Source organism: Streptomyces sp. HUAS CB01, assembly GCF_030406905.1.
Taxonomy (GTDB): Bacteria; Actinomycetota; Actinomycetes; order Streptomycetales; family Streptomycetaceae; genus Streptomyces; species Streptomyces chengbuensis.
This window is the reverse complement of sequence record NZ_CP129137.1, coordinates 4,210,099-4,228,515: the sequence shown is the minus strand read 5'-3', so window position 1 is coordinate 4,228,515 and position 18,417 is coordinate 4,210,099. Positions and strand designations below refer to the sequence as shown.

Here is an 18,417-nt window from a genome sequence, read left to right as displayed (position 1 = left end):
CCGGTCGTGCCCGAGGCGGTCCGGCGTCCCCTCCGAGGGATCCGCGGGGCGCCGGGGCGAGGGCGCTGACCTGCGGCGGAACCACCCCGCCGGCGTGGCCCTCGTCAGGGACGGCGGCCCTTGGCGTCCCCGGCCTCCGGCACCGGCTCCAGCGGTGGCGCGCCGACACCGCAGTGCACCCTGCACGCGGCGTGGCAGGGTGCCTCCGTCGGCCGCCGCACCAGGGCGAAGGCGAGTGCCGCACCCACCACGAGGATCGCCGCGCACAGGGGCATCGCCCGGGCGAAGGCGGCCGCGAACTGCTCCGGGATCCGGTACGTCTCCGGCCCCATCCCGGCCAGCATCGGCAGCGCGGCCACCGCGAGCAGCCCCGCCGCACGGGCCGCCGCGTTGTTCACGCCGCTGGCGATCCCGGCCCGCGCGGTGTCCACGGAGGCCAGCACGGTCGCGGTCAGCGGGGCCACCACGGTCACCATCCCCAGGCCCAGCACCAGCAGGGCGGGCAGCACATCGGAGACGTAGGAGGCGTCGGGACCGACACGCAGCATCAGCAGCATCCCGGCCGCGCACAGCAACGGGCCGACCGTGAGCGGGATGCGCGGGCCGATCCGCTCGCCGAGCTGCCCGGCCTGTGCGGAGAGCAGCAGCATCAGCACGGTGGTGGGCAGCAGGGCGGTGCCCGTCGCGAGGGCCGAGTAGCCGGACACGACCTGGAGTTGCAGCGCGACGAGGAAGAAGAAGCCGCTGAACCCCGCGTACACGCACACGGTCACCAGATTGACCGAGGTGAACAGCCGGGAGCGGAAGATCGACACCGGCAGCATCGGGTCCTTCCGGCGCCGCTCCAACCGGACGAACGCGGCGCCCGTCAGCACGCCCACGACGCCGGTCCACCACGAGCCGTCGATCAGTGCGTACGTCACCAGTGCCAGACTCAGCGCCCCCAGGGCCGCACCCAGTACATCGAACCGGCCGTGCGCCGCCGGGTCCCGCGACTCGGGTACGTGACGCAGCGCCACGGGCACGCACAGCAGGGCCAGCGGCACGTTCAGCAGGAAGACCCACCGCCAGCCGGGACCGTCGACGAGCCATCCGCCGACGAACGGCCCGACCGCCGCACCGACGCCGCCGAAACCGGACCACAGACCCACGGCCTTGGCCCGGTCGTCCGGGTGGAAACTCGCCTGGATCAGCGCGAGCGACCCCGGGGTGAGCAGCGCCCCGCCGACGCCCTGCAGCGCTCGGGCGAGGATCAGCACGGGGGCGTTCGGCGCCAGTCCGCAGGCCAGCGACGCGAGCGCGAACCACACCACGCCGACGACGAACACCCGCCGTCGCCCGTACCTGTCGCCCAGCGCCCCGCCCAGCAGGATCAGCCCGGCGAGGGTCAGCATGTAGGCGTTGACGGTCCACTGGAGTTCGGCGAGATCGGCGTCGAGGTCCTCGCCGATGTGGGGCAGGGCGACGTTGACGACGGTGGAGTCCAGCATGGCCATGCTGGAACCGAGGACGGTCGTCAGGACGATCCAGCGCCCGGTGGCCGACGCGAGCCTGATGTCCATAGGGCGATCATTCCGCCCTCCGCGGCTCCCGGCGACCCGGCACGGACCTCGATCCGGACCCGGCGGCCGGAGACGCCGGGAGCCGAGGAGGCTCGGACCGGCCGGTCACGGGGCCCGCGGACGGCGCCGGGGCCGGACCTCGCGGTCCGGGTCCGGGACACCCCGAGCCGGATCGCCCGCGTCAGGGGCCGGCCGGGTCAGGTCAGCCGGGTCAGGGCCCGTACCAGCGCGTCCGCGCCCGCCTCCGCCTTGGACCGCGGGCAGCCGAGATTGAGGCGGACGAAGCCCTCCGCCCCGTACACCGCGCCCGGCATGATCGCGACGCGTTCCCGCTCGACCAGCTCCCGCTGCAGCGCCTCGTCGTCCACACCCAGCGCCCGCAGGTCGATCCAGGCCAGATACCCCGCCTGCGGCGGCTCCCAGCCGAGGGCGGGAAAGGCCGACCGCAGCCGCTCCCGGAGCATCGCCAGGTTCCCCGCCACATAGCCGCGGGCGGCGTCCAGCCAGGCGGCTCCGTCCCGGTACGCGGCGATGTGCGCCGTCAGCGAGAGCACGGCCGGGGAGGCGAGCCCCTCGCCCGTCTCCATCCGCCGGACGAACGCCGTACGTTCCTCTGGGTCGCCGATGATCCCGTACGAGCCGGTCAGCGCCGGGAAGTTGAACGCCTTCGACGCCGAGGTGACGACGGCCCACCGTCCCCGTTCGTCCGCGAACCGCGTCCACGGCAGATGCCGGTGCCCGTCGTGCACGAAGTCCGCGTGGATCTCGTCCGAGATCACGGCGACCCCGTGCGCCCCCGCCAGCCGGGAGATCCCCTTCAGCTCGTCCTCGGTCCACACCCGGCCGGTGGGATTGTGGGGCGAGCAGAGGATCAGCACCTTCGCGTCCGGCCGGGCGAGCTCCCGCTCCAGCCCTGCCTCGTCGCCCACCGCGACCCCCCGGAGCTGTCGCCCGAGCCCCGTCACCGCCTTGCGGAATCCGTCGTACGTGGGGGTGTGGACGACGACTCCGTCCCCCGGCTCCGTCCACATCCGCAGCAGCTGCGACACCTGGTTGAGCACCGACGGCCCGTACACGATCCGCTCCGGATCGAGCGTGGTGTCGTAACGCCGGGCGTACCAGTCGCGTATCGCCTCGCGGAACGCACCGAGACGCCAGTCGGTGTACCCGAAGACCCCGTGGGCGAGGCGCTCCCGCAGGGCGTCCAGCACCTGCGGCGGTGACGCGAAGTCCATGTCGGAGATGGTGAACGGCAGCAGTCCGTCCACGCCGAACCGGTCGGCGACTCCGTCCCACTGCACGCTGGCGGTGCCGCGCCGGTCGACGGGGGTGTCGAAGTCGTACGTGGCCTGGTGCGTCAACGTCGGATCCCTCCGGACAGGACGAAGGCCCGGCACCGCTCGCCGGTACCGGGCCTCACGTCGGACTGGTCTCGTCCCGCTCGCTGCGGTTACTTCAGCTTGTTGCCGGCGGCGCGCAGCACCTGGCAGGCCTCGAGGACACGCTTCGACATGCCGGCCTCGGCGGCCTTGCCCCAGGTGCGCGGGTCGTAGGTCTTCTTGGAGCCGACCTCGCCGTCGACCTTCAGCACACCGTCGTAGTTCTTGAGCATGTGGTCCGCGACGGGGCGGGTGAAGGCGTACTGGGTGTCGGTGTCGAGGTTCATCTTGACGACGCCGTTCTCCAGCGCGACCGCGATCTCCTCGGCCGTGGAGCCGGAGCCGCCGTGGAAGACGAAGTCGAACGGCTCGGACTTGCCGTACTTGGCGCCGACGCCCTCCTGGAGGTCCTTGAGCAGCTCGGGACGGAGCACGACGTTGCCCGGCTTGTAGACACCGTGGACGTTGCCGAAGGACGCGGCCAGCAGGTAGCGGCCCTTCTCGCCCAGGCCGAGCGCCTCGGCGGTACGGATGGCGTCGTCGACGGTGGTGTACAGCTCGTCGTTGATCTCGTGCGTGACACCGTCCTCCTCGCCACCGGTCGGGGTGATCTCGACCTCGAGGATGATCTTGGCGGCGGCGGCGCGGGCCAGCAGCTCCTGGGCGATCGCCAGGTTGTCGGCGAGGGTCTCGGCGGAGCCGTCCCACATGTGCGACTGGAAGAGCGGGTTCTGACCCTGCGAGACGCGCTGCTCGGAGACGGCGAGGAGCGGACGGACGTAGCCGTCCAGCTTGTCCTTCGGGCAGTGGTCGGTGTGCAGGGCGATGTTGACCGGGTACTTGTCGGCCACGATGTGCGCGAACTCGGCGAGGGCGACGGCGCCGGTCACCATGTCCTTGTTGTACTGCCCACCCAGGTACTCCGCACCACCGGTGGAGATCTGGACGATGCCGTCGCTCTCGGCCTCCGCGAAACCGCGCAGCGCAGCGTGCAGGGTCTGGGACGAGGTGACGTTGATGGCCGGGTAGGCGAACTTGCCTGCCTTCGCCCGGTCGAGCATCTCGTTGTAGACCTCGGGGGTTGCGATGGGCATCTGTCCGCTCCTTGTGATGTGCGGTTTGCGTTGCTTGGCACCCTGACCTGGGGGCGACGTCATCGTCGCACCTATCTTTCCAGACGCCCATGGGGGCTCAGAGAACAAGGGGCGGGACGTTTCACGTGAAACGCCCACCCCTTGCGATAAGCGCAGGTCAGATCCGGCTGTCCGGATCAGGCGAGACCGAGGTCCGACAGTTCGAATCCGGTCAGATAGGGCAGCCCCGCCTCGGAGATCGCCCCGGCGGCGCCGCGGTCCACGATCGTCGCCACGGCGACGACCTCGCCTCCGGCTTCCCGGACGGCCTCGACGGCGGTGAGCGGCGAACCCCCGGTCGTGGAGGTGTCCTCGACCACGAGGCACCGGCGGCCCTTGACGTCCGCGCCCTCGATGCGCCGCTGCATCCCGTGCGTCTTCTGGGCCTTCCGCACGACGAAGGCGTCCAGCCGCCCGCCCCGGGCCGCGGAGGCATGCAGCATCGCGGACGCGACGGGGTCGGCGCCCAGCGTCAGGCCGCCGACGCAGTCGAAGTCCAGGTCCCCGGTCAGATCAAGCATGACCTGGCCGACCATCGGCGCCGCCTCGCCGTCCAGCGTGATCCGGCGAAGGTCGATGTAGTAGTCGGCCTCACGACCCGAGGAGAGGGTCACCCTGCCGTGCACCACGGCCTTGTCCTTGATCTGCTGGAGCAGCTCAGCACGTACGTCAGTCATGGCCATGAGCTTAGGCCCTGTCCTCCGGGCCCCGCCGGGACCGCCTCCGGCCTCGCCGGGGCCGCCCCGGCCCGGTCTCCATGCACCCCCTCCGGTCCGCCGCCCCTCACCCGTCACCCGTCACCCGTCACCCGTCGAGTCGACGCCATGACCAGGTCGTCGCGATCTCCAGCGGGTCGATGGGTGTGACCAGGCGGGGATGGGTGTTGAGGCCGTTCGGCGGGCCGGACTGCGGCTCGACGCAGACCGCCTCCTCCTGCTCGTCGTAGACGACCACCCACTCCGTGCGGCTCTTCACCGTCAGCTCGAGCTGTTCCGGCCAGGTGAGGGTGACGTCGACACCGTCCTCCATGCCGAAGCAGTCGTCCCAGGGGCCGGGCGTCGGAGCGACCCGCCGGCCGGTGGGCAGGTGGTCGGAACCGCGCTCCTCCTGCCAGTCGGCGATGAAGTCGAGCCGGACGCCCTTGCCGTCCGGGAAGGCGTGGCGCTGGAACCACGGGTGCCAGCCCGCCTGGGCGGGGAACGAGTCGTCGTACGTCTCGACGCCGAGCTGGAGTGTCAGCGAGTCCTCGCTCAGCTCGAACGTCTGGGTGACGAGCCCCGTGTACGGCCAGGGTTCGCCGAGTTCGTAGGTGAAGACGGCCTCGGTGGGGCCGGTCCGGGCGGTCCGCCACGCGGTGTCACGCCCGGTGCCGTGGATGGCGTGCGGCGGATCGTTGACGGGCAGTTGGTGCTCCACGCCGCCGTTGCGGAAGCGGCCGTTCTCGGTGCGGCCGCACCAGGGAACCATCGGGAAGCAGCCGTATCGCTCACCCTGCCGCAGCAGCTCGGTACCCGCGATGCGGAAGCTGCCGATCCGGCAGCCGTTGCCCGGAGTGACGGTCAACTCGACGTCGCCGGCGGTGAGCCGGACGTTCTCTTCGCTACTCACACCCCGACCCTACTGGCGCACGGCCAGGTGCGCCCGTGTCGTATGGGCCGCTTGAGGATCCGTCGGCTACCTGCGACGACGCAGCGCGCGTCCCACGACCACGGCGGAGGCGATGGCGAGCGCGGCGGCGGGGGCGGCCCAACGCAGGGTGCTCCCGGCGGAGGCGGGCTGGGGTGCGGGGACGGGGGCGTACCGGCCGCGCGGCGGTGCGTGGTCGACCTCTTCGGCACTGCGGCCGATCATCGTCCTGCGGGCATGGGCCGCCTCGGCGGGCGGCTCCTCGTCCTCGCCGAACACCTCGTCGGCCAGGGGGTCCAGCGAGGACGGGGGTACGTCGACCTCGAACAGGGCCGAGCCCTGGTCCATTGGGCCCTCGTCCACGGCGTCGTCGCCCACCGAGCCGTCGTCCGGACCCTCGTCGTCCAGCGCGTCCTCGAGAGCGCCGCCCGCCTCTGCCGGTGCGGTGGCGGGGTCATCGCCCGGGTCGGGCGCCGCCGCCCCGGCCGCGTCGTCCGGCCGTCCGGCCTCCCCGGAGTCCTCGCCGGAGTCCTTCGCGGCTGCGGCTCCGCTCGCGGTCGCACCGCCGGCTGCCTCCGGACCCGCGCCCGTGCCCGTGCTCGCGCCTGAGTCCTTGCCCGTGTCCGTGTCCGGGCTCGCGGCGGACTCGGCGCCTTCCGCCGCCCCGCGCTTCCCGTCCGCCTCCGTGGCGGCTCCCAGGGACGAGGCGAACCGGTCGAGGAGCCGGGTCGCGGCCTGTTCGGCCGCGCCGGGTGCCGCGTCGGCGAGGCGGCCGTCCGCGTGGGCCGATCCGGTGAAGGCGAGCGTGGTACCGCCCTCCGTCCCGGTGAGCCGGACGGTCAGGGCGAGCTTGGCCGAGCCGTGGCCACGGGCCTCCGTGCCCTCGCCCTCGACCGCGAATCCCCCCTCCCGCTCCGTGATCCGGAGCGCGCCCCGGTACGTGATCGTGTGACCACCCACCCGGACCTTCAGGCGGCCCACGAGCGGGCCCGCCGACGCGTCGGCGTCCTGCTGGAGCCCGGGGACGCACCGGGCGACCCGCGCGGGGTCGGCCAGCGTCCGCCGGAGACTGTCTGCCGGTACCGGAACGAACACCTCATGCTCCATGGAAGCCGAGCCTACTCAGCCCCGGCCCGACGGGAGCCCTTCTGCGCGGAACCCGCACCTTTCACGGCGCTCACTCGGCGTACCGCGGGCGCAGCAGCGTCGACGGCGGCACGTCCCCCGGCCGCTCGTCCTCGACGCTCACCACACCGGGTCCCGGGGCCGGCGGGGCGCCCCGCGCCGCGGGGACGGCGAGGACGAAGCCGCGGTCGGGGCGGCCCGGCGCGCGGTACGGCCGCGTCGCGAAGCCCGCCGCACGGATCGTGGACTCGACCGTCCAGTACGCGTGCGGGCGCGCCCCGACCGTCCCGGCGTGAACGGCGAGCCGTCCGCCGTCCGCGAGGACCCCGGCGGCGAGACCGTAGAACTCCTGCGAGTACAGCTTGGTGCTGGGCGTGACCCCCGGGTCGGGCAGGTCCGAGACCACCACGTCGTACGTGTGGCGGGGGGCCGTGGCGCCCCTCAGCCAGCGGAAGGCGTCCGCGTACACGACCTGCAGCCGCGGGTCCCGGTACACATGGCCGTTCAGCGCGGAGAGCGCCGGATCCGTGCGCGCCAGCCGCACCATGCCCGGATCGAGCTCGACCACGGTGACCGAGTCCACCCCCGGGTGGCGCAGCACCTCGCGCGCCGCGAGTCCGTCGCCCCCGCCGAGGATCAGCACGCGCGCGTGCGGGCCCCGGCGCATCGCGGGATGTACCAGCGCCCGGTGGTGGCGGTCCCCGTCCCCGCCGCTCATCTGCAGCCTGCCGTCCAGGAACAGGTCGACGGGCCCGTCCTCCGCGCCGGTCAGGACGACCTCCTGCACCCCGGTGTGCACGGCCACCCGCACCGGCTCGCCGTACACGGCCCGCCGCGCCGCCGACTCGAAGTCGGCGACCAGCGCCGTCGCGGTGCCCAGCACGGCCAGGACGGTCAGGTTCGCCCCGATCAGCCACCACCGCGACCGCGGCGAGATGTCCCGCCGGAACAGCCACAGCACCAGCGCCCCGCCGGCCACCGCGTTCACCGCGCCCGTGAGCAGGGCGCCGGTCAGCTGCCCGAGCCACGGGAGCAGCAGGAACGGGAACGCGAGACCGCCGACGAGCGCGCCCACGTAGTCCGCGGCGAAGAGGTCCGCGACCGTCCCCGCGGCGTCCTCCTCGCCCCGGCCGCCGCACCGTGACGCCCGCTGGATGAGGCTCATCAGCAGCGGGATCTCGGCGCCGATCAGCACCCCGATCGCGAGCGAGAAGGCCACCAGGGCGTACCGGGCCTCGCCGAGCCAGGCGAACGCCGCGTACAGCACGAGGGCCGAGCAGCCGCCGATCAGCGCGAGCGCCGCCTCCACCAGCCCGAAGCCGACGGCGGCGTGGCAGCGCAGCCGCTTGGCGAGGAGTGAGCCGATGCCCATCGCGAAGACCATGACGGAGAGCACGACGGACGCCTGGGTGACGGAGTCACCGATCAAGTAGGAGGCGAGGGCGACGAGTTCGAGCTCGTAGACCAGCCCGCAGGCGGCGCAGACGAAGACCACGAGGAGGACGAGGAACCGGCCCGCGCCCGGACGGACGGGCGGCGGCCGCACCCCGCCCCGCACCGCTGCTGACACAGGCTGGTCGATCATGCCGTAACGCTACGTCACGCATCCATCCCGAAGCGTCACCCACACGGGTGCAATTGTCCCGAAATGCCGTGGCGACGGCCGGGGTCAGCGCGATGCGGGCACGCGCGCGCCGACATGGGTGCGGGTCACGACCAACTGGCCCTCCTGCGGGTACGCGTGCCAGGTCCGCCATCGCAACTGGCCGTCCACCTGCTGGGCGACCATCGCCGTGAAGGCGTGCGGCGAACCGGGGAACGTGCCGGCGAGCCCGTGCGGATGGTCCGCCACCAGCGCCAGCAGTTCCTGCGCGCGCCCCGCGAACGAGCCCTCGGACAGCGTCTCGACGCGCGCGGCGAAGTCGTACTCCCAGTCCCCGAGCCGCCGCGCCACGCCCAGCGGCAGCGGGGTGCTGCGGCCGGGCATGCACGCCACCGTCTCCGAGCACGTGCCGTGCTTCCCTTCGAGCAGCACCTGGTGCGAGGCGCCCAGAAGTCTCAACTGCAGCTTGGTGCCCGCCAGTTCCAGATCGAGCTCGGCGAGCGCGGGCAGCGGCTCCCGACCCAGTGCCCAGGCCAGGTCGGCCGCGCGGGTGTCGGTGTAGGAGGTCTTCAGGGTCGTGAGCATGGGTCGGCTCCGCAAACACGCGTGACGGGTGGACCGGGGCGCCCCGGAGGCAGCACAGGGAGGGTGGGGGATCTGCCGACTCGGGTCCACAGACGGTCCGAGGGCTGGATGTTCTCAACAGCGAGGGAACCATGAAGTGCGCGGCGTCCACAGCCCTTTTACCCAACTTGACGTGCATTCCATCCCCTGGGGGGCCTTACGGTTCAACTGTTCAACAGAAACCCATGGAGGAAGTGCACAACGACGGCGGTTAAGTGCATCGCCCGTCAACAGGAAGGCGCCCGGCGGACTTCCGTCCCGTCCGAGCGCCTCCGGTCCTGCGGGGCCGGCTGCCCCGTGTCAGCCGCCCCCGCCGTCGCACCGGTGGTCAGTTGCCGCCTCCGCAGCCACCGCCACCACCACCGCACGAGGACCCTCCGCCGCAGGACGAGCCGCCACCGCAGGAGGAGCCGCCGCTGCCACTGCCGGCCCACCAGCTGCTGCCGCCACGGCGACGCGACCGGCTCCCGCCCTTGCCGCTCGACGCGGCGACCACCAGACCGATGACGACGATCACCCCGATGGCGATCACGATTCCGATCATTGACCTCACCTTCCTTCGTCCCCCGAAGCGAGGCTGCTTCCGACGTGCCTGGGGGATGCCCCCCGCCCTCACGGCCCAAAGCAGACTTGAGCTAGTCCAGAGGTTCCGCGCAGGATGGCCGCCATGACAGCTCCAGGACGTGCACCGGGCCCCCGACCGCTGCTCAACCGCCGCCTCGCCGAGTTCGGGACGACGATCTTCGCCGAGATGTCCGCGCTGGCCGTGCGCACCGGCTCCATCAACCTCGGCCAGGGCTTCCCCGACACCGACGGCCCCGCGGAGGTGCGGGAGGCGGCGGTGCGGGCGCTGCGCGACGGCCGCGGCAACCAGTACCCGCCCGGCCCCGGCGTGCCCGAGCTGCGCACCGCGGTCGCCGACCACCAGCGGGACCGGTACGGCCTCGGGTACGACCCCGACACCGAGGTGCTGGTCACGGCAGGCGCCACCGAGGCGATCGCGGCCTCGCTGCTCGCCCTCGTCGAACCCGGCGACGAGGTCGTCGCCCTGGAGCCGTACTACGACTCGTACGCCGCCTGCATCGCCATGGCGGGCGGCACGCGCGTCCCCGTCACGCTCCGGCCCCGGGACGGCGCCTACGCGCTGGACCTGGACGAACTGCGGGACGCCGTCACCGACCGCACCCGCGTCATCCTGCTGAACACCCCGCACAACCCCACCGGCACCGTCCTGACCCGTGCGGAACTCGCGGCCGTCGCGGAGCTGGCGGTCGAGCGCGATCTGCTGGTCGTGACCGACGAGGTGTACGAGCACCTGGTCTTCGACGGCGAGCACACGCCGATCGCGACCTTCCCGGGGATGCGCGAGCGGACCGTGAGCATCGGCTCGGCGGGCAAGACCTTCTCGTTCACCGGCTGGAAGGTCGGCTGGGTGACCGCCGCCCCGGAGCTGGTCACCGCGGTCCGCTCGGCCAAGCAGTTCCTGACGTACGTCTCCGCCGGGCCCTTCCAATACGCCGTGGCCGAGGCCCTGCGCCTGCCCGACTCGTACTTCGCGGACCTCCGCGCGGACATGCTGGCCAAGCGGGACCTGCTCGCGGGCGGCCTGGAGCAGGCGGGCTTCAAGGTCTTCCGCCCGGCCGGCACCTACTTCGTCACCACCGACATCCGGCCCCTCGGTGAGAGCGACGGTTTCGCCTTCTGCCGTGCGCTGCCGGAGCGCTGCGGGGTGGTCGCGATCCCCAACGCGGTCTTCTACGACCACCGCGAGCAGGGCGCACCCTTTGTTCGCTTCGCGTTCTGCAAGCGCACCGACGTCCTGGAGGAGGCCGTCTCGCGGCTGAAGGGGCTCGCGTCGGGTGCGGCCTGATTCCGGCCACGGCGCCGGGCCGTGACCCCCACAGGGCGGCGTCCGCCAGGAGTGCGGCGTCCGCCAGGGGGCGGGACCGGGCGGGATGTGTCGGACCCGCTCGGCGAGCGGGCCGTCCGCTGTCACGGCGACACGCGCGTCCGGTCCGCGTGCGCGGGCGATCCACCCGGGCGGCTGCCCAGCGGTCGCGCACCGCGCGCGCACCGCCGAAGGTCGGGGTGACCGCACACGCGCGTGCACGGAGGTGCCCCCTGTTCGCCGAGACCTTCGACAAGGCAGCGTCCACCGAGGACCGGTCCGTCTCCCGCCCGCGCGCCGCGCTCCACCGGGCGGCCCCCGCCCTGGGGCTGTTCGCGGCCGCCCGGCTCACCGGCATGGTGGTCGTGACGCTGTGGGCGTGGCACATCGGCCGCTCGCCACGGGCGCTGCTCGCCACCTCGTGGGACTCCAAGTGGTACGTCGGCATCGCCGCGAACGGATACGGCCGCACGGTGTACTGGCCGGACGGAGCCGTCCAGTCCGATCTCGCCTTCTTCCCGCTGTACCCGGGACTGATCCGCTCCGTCACGTCCGTGCTGCCGGTCACCGGGGGCACCGCGGGGCTGGCGCTGTCGTGGGCCGCGGCGGGCGTGGCCGCCTGGGGCGTCTACGCGGTCGTGGAGCGGCTGTACGGCCGGCGGCTCGCGACCCTCGTCGTGCTGCTGTGGGCTCTGCTGCCGCACGCCGTCGTCCTGTCCATGGCCTACACCGAGCCGCTGCTGACGGCGTTCGCCGCCTGGTCGCTGTACGCGGTGGTGACCGGCCGCTGGCTGTGGGCCGGAACGCTGGCGGGGCTCGCCGGGCTGACCCGGCCCAACGGGATCGCGGTCGCGGCGGCCGTCTGCGTGGTGGCCGGCTGCGAGCTGTTCAGGCGGCGGGGCACCGACGCCGGCCGGGCGCGCGTCTGGGCCGGCGCCGCGCTGGCGCCCGCCGGCTGGCTGGGCTACGTGCTGTGGGTCGGGGTGCGCAAGGGCGATGTGCTCGGCGGCTACTTCGCCGTGCAGAGCGGCTGGACCTCGCGGTTCGACCTGGGACTCGGGTCGCTGAAGGTGATCCGCAGCATGGTGACCGCGCCGACGTTCTTCGGCTTCCCGATGGCGTTGGTGATCGCGGGGGCCGGCGTGCTGCTCTTCGCCCTCTTCGTGCTGGACCGGCCGCCCCTGTCCCTGCTGGTGTACACGGGGGTGCTGGTGCTGATCACGGTCGGCGGCTCCGGCTTCTTCGAGTCCAAGCCGCGTTTCCTGCTGCCGGCGTTCCCGCTGCTGCTGCCGCTGGCCGCCGCACTGACAAGAGCCCGGCCGAGGGCGGCGATCACGGTGGTCGCCGCCCTGGCCGGGCTGTCGTTCTGCTACGGGACGTATCTGACCGTCGCCCCGACGGCGTTGTGAGCCCCGCGGCGGAGTGCACCGCCGCGGCGCCCCCGGCCGCCCGGGCGCGGGGACCGCGGGACCGCTCAGGCGTCGTCGGCGGGCTTCTCGTCCGCCGGGGTGAGGCCGAGCTGCTCCACCAGCCACTTGTCGAACTCGATGGCCGCGCGCACCCAGCTGACCGTCGACGAGACGAAGTGCTCGAGGCTGACGCCCGTGCCGATCAGCATCTGGGCCTCGCCGATGAGGCGGACGGTCGTGGGCTGTCCCTCCTCCTCGTGGGTGTGGGTGTAGACCTTCGGCCACAGCGTGCGGCGGTTCCAGTCGTCGACGGCGTCGAGGACCTGGGCCTTGTCCTCGAGCGCGTGGGGACGGTCGTAGAACGTCCGCACCGAGAAGACCTGCTGCTCGTTCTCGCCGCGGAACATGAAGTACGTGCGGAACTCCTCCCACGGCGCCGCGAGGTCACCCTCGTCGTCGACGACGTACTTCAGCTCCATCTGGTCGAGGAGTTGCTTGACCAGGTCCTGGTCGGGGACGACCGGGCCCGCCGGTCCTGACGCAGCCTGAGGCTGGGGCTTGCCCCCGAAGTTCGGAATCGAGGACGGGTCGATGCTCACCGGGTGTTTCCCTTCGTACGGATGCGGCCATCCTCCCCCATCCCGGGCGGGGGCTGGCAACCCCACCCGGGCGTGGCTCACTGTGCCGGGCCCACGATCAGGCCGCCCTCGGCACGGTCGACGCGGACCGTGTCGCCGTCCTTCACCTCGCCGGCGAGGATCTCCTTGGCGAGCCGGTCGCCGATGGCCGTCTGGATCAGCCGGCGCAGCGGCCGCGCGCCGTAGGCGGGGTCGTTGCCCTCGTCGGCCAGCCACTCCAGCGCCTCAGGGGTGACGTCGAGGGTGAGCCGGCGTTCGGTGAGCCGCTTGGCGAGCCGGGCGATCTGCAGTTCGGCGATGTGCGCCAGTTCCGTCTTGTCCAGGGCGGAGAACACGACGAGGTCGTCAAGCCGGTTCAGGAACTCCGGCTTGAACGAGGCCCGTACGACCTCCAGGACCTGCTGCTTCTTCTCCTCCGCGCCGATCAGCGGCTCCACGAGGTACTGGCTGCCGAGGTTGGAGGTCAGGATCAGGATGGTGTTGCGGAAGTCCACCGTCCGGCCCTGTCCGTCGGTCAGCCTGCCGTCGTCGAGGACCTGCAGCAGGACGTCGAAGACCTCGGGATGGGCCTTCTCCACCTCGTCCAGCAGCACCACGCTGTACGGGCGCCGGCGGACCGCCTCGGTGAGCTGGCCGCCCTCCTCGTAGCCGACGTACCCGGGCGGGGCACCGACGAGCCGCGCCACGCTGTGCTTCTCGCCGTACTCGGACATGTCGATGCGGACCATCGCCCGCTCGTCGTCGAAGAGGAAGTCCGCGAGGGCCTTCGCCAGCTCGGTCTTGCCGACACCGGTCGGGCCGAGGAAGAGGAACGAGCCCGTGGGCCGGTCGGGATCGGCGATGCCGGCCCGCGAGCGGCGCACGGCGTCGGACACGGCCTGGACGGCCTCCGACTGGCCGATCAGCCGCCTGCCCAGCTCCGTCTCCATCCGGAGCAGCTTCTGGGTCTCCCCCTCCAGCAGCCGCCCGGCCGGGATGCCGGTCCAGGAGGCGACGACGTCGGCGATGTCGTCCGGGCCGACCTCCTCCTTCACCATGGTGTCCTTGGCGGCCTCCTGCCGGGCCTCGGCCTCGCTGGCGGCCTCCAGCTCCCGCTCCAGCGCGGGGATCTCCCCGTACAGCAGCTTGGACGCGGTGTCGAAGTCGCCGTCGCGCTGGGCCCGCTCGGCCTGGCCGCGGAGTTCGTCGAGCTTCTCCTTGAGCTCACCGACGCGGTTGAGGGATTCCTTCTCCTTCTCCCAGCGTGCGGTCAGCCCACGCAGCTCCTCCTCCTTGTCGGCGAGGTCGCGGCGGAGCTTCTCCAGTCGCTGGATGCTCGCCTCGTCGGTCTCCTTGGAGAGCGCGAGCTCCTCCATGCGCAGCCGGTCGACGGAGCGCTGCAGCTCGTCGATCTCGACCGGGGAGGAGTCGATCTCCATCCGCAGCCGGGAGGCGGACTCGTCGACGAGGTCGATGGCCTTGTCGGGCAGGAAGCGTGAGGTGATGTAGCGGTCGGAGAGCGTCGCGGCGGCCACCAGGGCGCTGTCCGCGATCTGCACCTTGTGGTGGGCCTCGTAACGGCCCTTGAGGCCGCGGAGGATGGCGATGGTGTCCTCGACGGTGGGCTCGGCGACCAGCACCTGCTGGAAGCGGCGCTCCAGCGCCGGGTCCTTCTCGATCCGTTCGCGGTACTCGTCGAGGGTCGTGGCGCCGACCATGCGCAGCTCGCCGCGGGCGAGCATCGGCTTCAGCATGTTGCCCGCGTCCATGGCGGAGTCCCCGCCGGCGCCCGCCCCCACGACCGTGTGCAGCTCGTCGATGAAGGTGATGATCTGGCCCTCGCTCTCCTTGATCTCGGAGAGGACGGTCTTGAGGCGCTCCTCGAACTCGCCGCGGTACTTGGCCCCGGCGACCATCGCGCCGAGGTCGAGGGCGACGAGCCGCTTCTCGCGGAGGGACTCCGGGACGTCGCCCTTCACGATGCGCTGGGCGAGGCCCTCGACGACGGCGGTCTTGCCGACGCCGGGCTCGCCGATGAGCACGGGGTTGTTCTTGGTGCGGCGGGAGAGCACCTGGACGACGCGGCGGATCTCCTGGTCACGGCCGATGACGGGGTCGAGCTTGCCCTCCCTGGCCGCGGCCGTGAAATCGGTGCCGAACTTCTCCAGGGCCTTGTACTGACCCTCGGGGTCGGGCGTGGTCACCCGGCGCCCTCCTCGTGCCTTCTCGAACGCTTCCTGCAGCTTCCTCGCGGTGGCGCCCTGCCCGGAGAGCACCTCGGCGGCCCGCCCGCCCTTGGCGGCGACGCCGATGAGCAGGTGCTCGGTGGAGAGGTAGTCGTCCCCGAGCTCCTTGGCGCGCTGCGAGGCGTCGGCGATGACGGCGAGCAGCTCACGGTTGGGCTGCGGCGGCGCGACGGTGGAACCCGTCACGCTGGGCAGGTCCGCGAGGACCCGCTCCGCTCCCGACCGTACCGCGGCCTGGTCGGCGTCGGCGGCCGCCAGCAGATCGGTGATGTTCTCGTTGTCCTGGCCCGCGAGCAGCGCCAGCAGCAGATGCGCGGGGGTCAGGTCGGCGTGCCCCTCGGACACGGCCCGGGTGGTCGCGGCGCTCAGCGCGTCCCGGCTCCTGTTGGTCAGCTCTGCGTCCACGTGCGGCTTCTCCTCCTCGCCTCGGCTCCGTATCACCCTGACTCATCCAACGTACACAAAGTTGAGTCGATTCCGCTCAAGTATCTCCGCGTACGTCTTCCCCGGATTCATCGACGTGCACCCGCCCGGGTAGGTTCCGGAGCATGGCCATCGACCCCAGGCACCCCCACGAGTCCTATCTCGGCTTCTGGCGCGAGTACCACATGTGCACGCTCACCACACCGCGCCCCGACGGCACTCCGCACGTCGTGGCGGTGGGTGTCACGTACGACCCGGAGGGCGGCGCGAAGGGCGTCGCCCGGGTGATCACCAACAAGAACAGCCGCAAGGTCGCCAACGTCCTCGCCGCCGGGCCCGAGGGCGCCCCGGTCGCGGTCTGCCAGGTGGACAAGGGGCGCTGGGCGACGCTCGAGGGCCGCGCCACGGTCCGCACGGACCCGGAGACCGTCGCCGACGCGGTCGCGCGTTACGCGGAGCGCTACGGCCGCACGCCGGCCCCGAACCCGGACCGCGTGGTCATCGAGATCGCCCTGATCCGCGCGATGGGCCGGGCGTAGCGGACGCGCGCGCGTGCACGCGCACAGCACAGCGGCGCCATCGTGTTTCAGGTCCACGATGGCGCCGCTGTGTGGGGGAAGCGCCTGAGCGATCTTGAACGACGGGGGAACCGCTCAGGCACTGCGGGGGGTGGCGGTGGTGGTCTCGGGTTCGACCAGTTGATGGTCGCGCTGGTCGAGATTGACGAAGATCATGCCGTACCGGATGGCACAGCGGACGGGTCGTGGGGCCCCACGGGGCCGGCGAAGGCACCGATAGGCGCGGACGTCCTCGTCGTCCTCGCGGGCGACGACGATCGGTTCCCCGAAGAGAGTGACCATCAACGAGTCGCCACGGTGGGGGATTGCCGTGACGAGATCGATGAAGTGCCACCCGGATCGGTACGCGGTCGCCATCTCCCGCCGGAAGACGCGATCGTCCGGGGGCATGCTCATGCGTCCGCGTCCGCCGGCGCGCTCTCCCATGTGGGTTCACCCGGAGTCGCGGTCACCGTCGTGGGCGCCGACTCCCACGTCGGCTCACCGCTCGCCGCGAGACCGCCGAGAGCAGCCGCAACGGCTATAGCGCACAGTGCACGAACCATCCTGGTCATGGCCGATCTCCACCTCTGTAATCACTACCTCCTCCCCCGCGTTTAAGACGATGGCTCACTCCGAACGCCTTCACCAGCGTGGCCAGGCATCATGTTCCTGTAATTCAGGACCCTGAGGGGGGTGCATATGCAGACGAAACCGGGCGATGGGGGAGATAAGCACAGTCACGACGAGCTGTGCGAGGCCGGGAAAAACCTGTATGCGTCCGCTCTGCGCAGTGGCCGCATCGCGCGGTCGGAGGTGACCGACGCCCCGTGCCTCATGGATCTGGGCATGTTGCGCCCGGATCCCGACGACACCGAGTGGCTTCGTCCGGTTCCGCCGTCCATCGCCCTGCACCAGCTGATGCACCCCATAGAGCGGGAGATCCAGGAGCGAAGACGACTCACCATCTCACTGGCGGAGTCGTTCGAGCCATTCATGACGCTGAACGCTCACGATCCGTCCACGACACATGCGATCACCGTCCTCGAGGGCCTGAACCTGATCAACGCGACGCTGGACCGGGTCATCGCCGAGTGCGAGGAGGAACTGCTGACCGTGCAGCCCGGCAGCGGCCGCCGGCCCGCGACCCTCCAGGAGGGGCTGCGGCGTGTGGCGATGCTCGTCGACCGGGGCGTCTCGATGCGCACGCTGTACCAGCACACGGCGCGTCACCATCCGGCCACCCTGGCCTACGTGGAACGGGTCGCCCCCTACGGCGCGGAGGTCCGCACCCTCGAGGAGATCATCGACCGGCTCATCATCGTCGACCGGAAGGTGGCCTTCATTCCGGCGCGCAGCGACCGCCGGGTCGCCCTGGAACTGCGCCACGAAGGTCTGGTGCAGTATCTCGTCGGCGTCTTCGAGCAGTTCTGGCTCCACGGCGTCCCCTGGGACGACCAGGTCGTCGCCTACGCCCCCGAACTGGACGGCATCAGCGGCGTCCAGCGCTCCATCGCCAAACTCCTCGTCGAGGGACACGTGGACGAGGCGATCGCGCGCCGCCTCGGGATGAACGTCCGCACCTGCCGCGCCCACATCGCCAAACTCGCCTCCGCCCTCGGCAGCGGCTCGCGCGCCCAACTCGGCTTCCTCATTGCCCGGTCCGGGATCCTGGAGCATGATCATTGATCATGACTCAGAGCGATTCCGGCCCCGTCGTCCGCCTCGACCACCCCGCGGGCGTCGTCGAAGTGGCCGGAACCGGACTGCCGTTGGTGCGCATCGTCCGCTCCCCGGGTACGGAAGCGCATCCCCACATCCCCGTGGGCACCCGTGACCGGGCCCTCCTGACGCTCACCGTCGACGGCGCACCGGCGCGGATCGTGCCCGGAAGGGGCCGGCTGCTGCGGAGCTCCTACCGCGTCGACGCCTTCACCGGGGACACCCGCTACCGGCTGGTGCCCTGCTCACTGGACTCCAGCCGGTTCCTCAGGGACGGCGCACCGCTCGGGACGCTCACGTCCGAGGGCGACGGGCACGTCCGGTCCGAGGGGTTCGCGGACGCCGGCGCGCAGCCCCGGGACATCGCCGTCGGCACCGCGCTGGCCGCGGCGTTCGGGACCGGTGGGCAGCCGTGGTGGGCGACCGCGCTCGACATGGCGGGCGAGTTGACGCCGTGACCGGCCCCCGGCGGGGCCGGCGGGACGTCGGCGCCGCCGGCACCG

At 72.0% G+C, this 18,417-nt stretch carries 17 protein-coding genes; 5 read left to right on the top strand and 12 right to left on the bottom strand.

Annotation, left to right across the window (positions count from 1 at the left end):
• Positions 1-104 precede the first annotated feature (104 nt).
• The 9 genes from QRN89_RS18780 to QRN89_RS18740 form a co-directional block, all read right to left on the bottom strand.
• On the bottom strand, positions 105-1,562 hold the full coding sequence (locus QRN89_RS18780; RefSeq protein ID WP_290350575.1) for an MFS transporter: 1,458 nt from the start codon (positions 1,560-1,562) through the stop codon (positions 105-107).
• A 197-nt stretch (positions 1,563-1,759) separates the two neighbouring features.
• On the bottom strand, positions 1,760-2,923 hold the full coding sequence (locus tag QRN89_RS18775; protein ID WP_290350574.1) for a MalY/PatB family protein: 1,164 nt from the start codon (positions 2,921-2,923) through the stop codon (positions 1,760-1,762).
• A gap of 89 nt (positions 2,924-3,012) precedes the next feature.
• Positions 3,013-4,035, bottom strand: a complete 1,023-nt coding sequence (gene fbaA / locus QRN89_RS18770) for a class II fructose-bisphosphate aldolase (RefSeq protein WP_290350573.1) — start codon at positions 4,033-4,035, stop codon at positions 3,013-3,015.
• A 176-nt stretch (positions 4,036-4,211) separates the two neighbouring features.
• Entirely contained in the window at positions 4,212-4,751 is a 540-nt protein-coding gene (gene pyrE / locus QRN89_RS18765) for an orotate phosphoribosyltransferase (RefSeq protein ID WP_290350572.1), read from the bottom strand.
• Between the two features lie 127 nt (positions 4,752-4,878).
• Positions 4,879-5,682: an aldose epimerase family protein gene (locus QRN89_RS18760; RefSeq protein ID WP_290350571.1), complete on the bottom strand. Its 804-nt coding sequence runs from the start codon at positions 5,680-5,682 to the stop codon at positions 4,879-4,881.
• A gap of 66 nt (positions 5,683-5,748) precedes the next feature.
• Entirely contained in the window at positions 5,749-6,807 is a 1,059-nt protein-coding gene (locus QRN89_RS18755) for an SRPBCC domain-containing protein (RefSeq protein ID WP_290350570.1), read from the bottom strand.
• A gap of 70 nt (positions 6,808-6,877) precedes the next feature.
• Positions 6,878-8,410 carry a polyamine aminopropyltransferase gene (locus tag QRN89_RS18750; RefSeq protein WP_290350569.1) on the bottom strand — a complete coding sequence of 511 codons (1,533 nt, stop codon included), beginning with the start codon at positions 8,408-8,410 and terminating at the stop codon, positions 6,878-6,880.
• Positions 8,411-8,494: 84 nt separating this feature from the next.
• Complete coding sequence (locus tag QRN89_RS18745; protein ID WP_290350568.1) at positions 8,495-9,013, bottom strand: DUF2617 family protein; 519 nt, start codon at positions 9,011-9,013, stop codon at positions 8,495-8,497.
• A gap of 367 nt (positions 9,014-9,380) precedes the next feature.
• A complete protein-coding gene (locus QRN89_RS18740) occupies positions 9,381-9,596 on the bottom strand; it encodes a hypothetical protein (protein WP_290350567.1) in 216 nt (71 codons plus the stop codon).
• A 123-nt stretch (positions 9,597-9,719) separates the two neighbouring features.
• On the opposite strand from QRN89_RS18740, the gene QRN89_RS18735 reads away from it, so the two are divergent.
• Positions 9,720-10,922 (top strand): pyridoxal phosphate-dependent aminotransferase, encoded by a 1,203-nt coding sequence (locus tag QRN89_RS18735; protein WP_290350566.1) that lies wholly within the window; start codon positions 9,720-9,722, stop codon positions 10,920-10,922.
• A 218-nt stretch (positions 10,923-11,140) separates the two neighbouring features.
• Positions 11,141-12,349: a glycosyltransferase family 39 protein gene (locus tag QRN89_RS18730; protein WP_290350565.1), complete on the top strand. Its 1,209-nt coding sequence runs from the start codon at positions 11,141-11,143 to the stop codon at positions 12,347-12,349.
• 65 nt (positions 12,350-12,414) lie between these two features.
• Here QRN89_RS18730 and QRN89_RS18725 read toward each other — a convergent pair whose 3' ends face one another.
• Entirely contained in the window at positions 12,415-12,948 is a 534-nt protein-coding gene (locus QRN89_RS18725; RefSeq protein WP_290350564.1) for a type III secretion system chaperone family protein, read from the bottom strand.
• Positions 12,949-13,025: 77 nt separating this feature from the next.
• Positions 13,026-15,617 (bottom strand): ATP-dependent chaperone ClpB, encoded by a 2,592-nt coding sequence (clpB, locus tag QRN89_RS18720; RefSeq protein ID WP_290350563.1) that lies wholly within the window; start codon positions 15,615-15,617, stop codon positions 13,026-13,028.
• Between the two features lie 143 nt (positions 15,618-15,760).
• Here clpB and QRN89_RS18715 point away from each other — a divergent pair, with 143 nt between their 5' ends.
• A complete protein-coding gene (locus QRN89_RS18715; RefSeq protein WP_290350562.1) occupies positions 15,761-16,174 on the top strand; it encodes a pyridoxamine 5'-phosphate oxidase family protein in 414 nt (137 codons plus the stop codon).
• Between the two features lie 114 nt (positions 16,175-16,288).
• Here QRN89_RS18715 and QRN89_RS18710 read toward each other — a convergent pair whose 3' ends face one another.
• Complete coding sequence (locus tag QRN89_RS18710; protein WP_017947895.1) at positions 16,289-16,609, bottom strand: Rieske (2Fe-2S) protein; 321 nt, start codon at positions 16,607-16,609, stop codon at positions 16,289-16,291.
• A 420-nt stretch (positions 16,610-17,029) separates the two neighbouring features.
• Here QRN89_RS18710 and QRN89_RS18705 point away from each other — a divergent pair, with 420 nt between their 5' ends.
• Together QRN89_RS18705 and QRN89_RS18700 are read left to right on the top strand one after the other, a co-directional pair.
• On the top strand, positions 17,030-17,881 hold the full coding sequence (locus tag QRN89_RS18705) for a helix-turn-helix transcriptional regulator (protein WP_290350561.1): 852 nt from the start codon (positions 17,030-17,032) through the stop codon (positions 17,879-17,881).
• A gap of 2 nt (positions 17,882-17,883) precedes the next feature.
• The gene (locus tag QRN89_RS18700; protein WP_290350560.1) at positions 17,884-18,372 is read left to right on the top strand and encodes a hypothetical protein; all 489 of its coding nucleotides are present in this window, start codon (positions 17,884-17,886) and stop codon (positions 18,370-18,372) included.
• Positions 18,373-18,417: the final 45 nt, after the last annotated feature.

Bases quoted from the DNA above. Each gene is read 5' to 3' on its own strand.
- QRN89_RS18780 (WP_290350575.1), bottom strand. From the start codon at position 1,562: ATGGACATCAGGCTCGCGTCGGCCACCGGGCGCTGGATCGTCCTGACG.
- fbaA (WP_290350573.1), bottom strand. From the start codon at position 4,035: ATGCCCATCGCAACCCCCGAGGTCTACAACGAGATGCTCGACCGGGCG.
- pyrE (WP_290350572.1), bottom strand. From the start codon at position 4,751: ATGACTGACGTACGTGCTGAGCTGCTCCAGCAGATCAAGGACAAGGCC.
- QRN89_RS18755 (WP_290350570.1), bottom strand. From the start codon at position 6,807: ATGGAGCATGAGGTGTTCGTTCCGGTACCGGCAGACAGTCTCCGGCGG.
- QRN89_RS18750 (WP_290350569.1), bottom strand. From the start codon at position 8,410: ATGATCGACCAGCCTGTGTCAGCAGCGGTGCGGGGCGGGGTGCGGCCG.
- QRN89_RS18745 (WP_290350568.1), bottom strand. From the start codon at position 9,013: ATGCTCACGACCCTGAAGACCTCCTACACCGACACCCGCGCGGCCGAC.
- QRN89_RS18740 (WP_290350567.1), bottom strand. From the start codon at position 9,596: ATGATCGGAATCGTGATCGCCATCGGGGTGATCGTCGTCATCGGTCTG.
- QRN89_RS18735 (WP_290350566.1), top strand. From the start codon at position 9,720: ATGACAGCTCCAGGACGTGCACCGGGCCCCCGACCGCTGCTCAACCGC.
- QRN89_RS18715 (WP_290350562.1), top strand. From the start codon at position 15,761: ATGGCCATCGACCCCAGGCACCCCCACGAGTCCTATCTCGGCTTCTGG.
- QRN89_RS18710 (WP_017947895.1), bottom strand. From the start codon at position 16,609: ATGAGCATGCCCCCGGACGATCGCGTCTTCCGGCGGGAGATGGCGACC.
- QRN89_RS18705 (WP_290350561.1), top strand. From the start codon at position 17,030: ATGGATCTGGGCATGTTGCGCCCGGATCCCGACGACACCGAGTGGCTT.
- QRN89_RS18700 (WP_290350560.1), top strand. From the start codon at position 17,884: ATGACTCAGAGCGATTCCGGCCCCGTCGTCCGCCTCGACCACCCCGCG.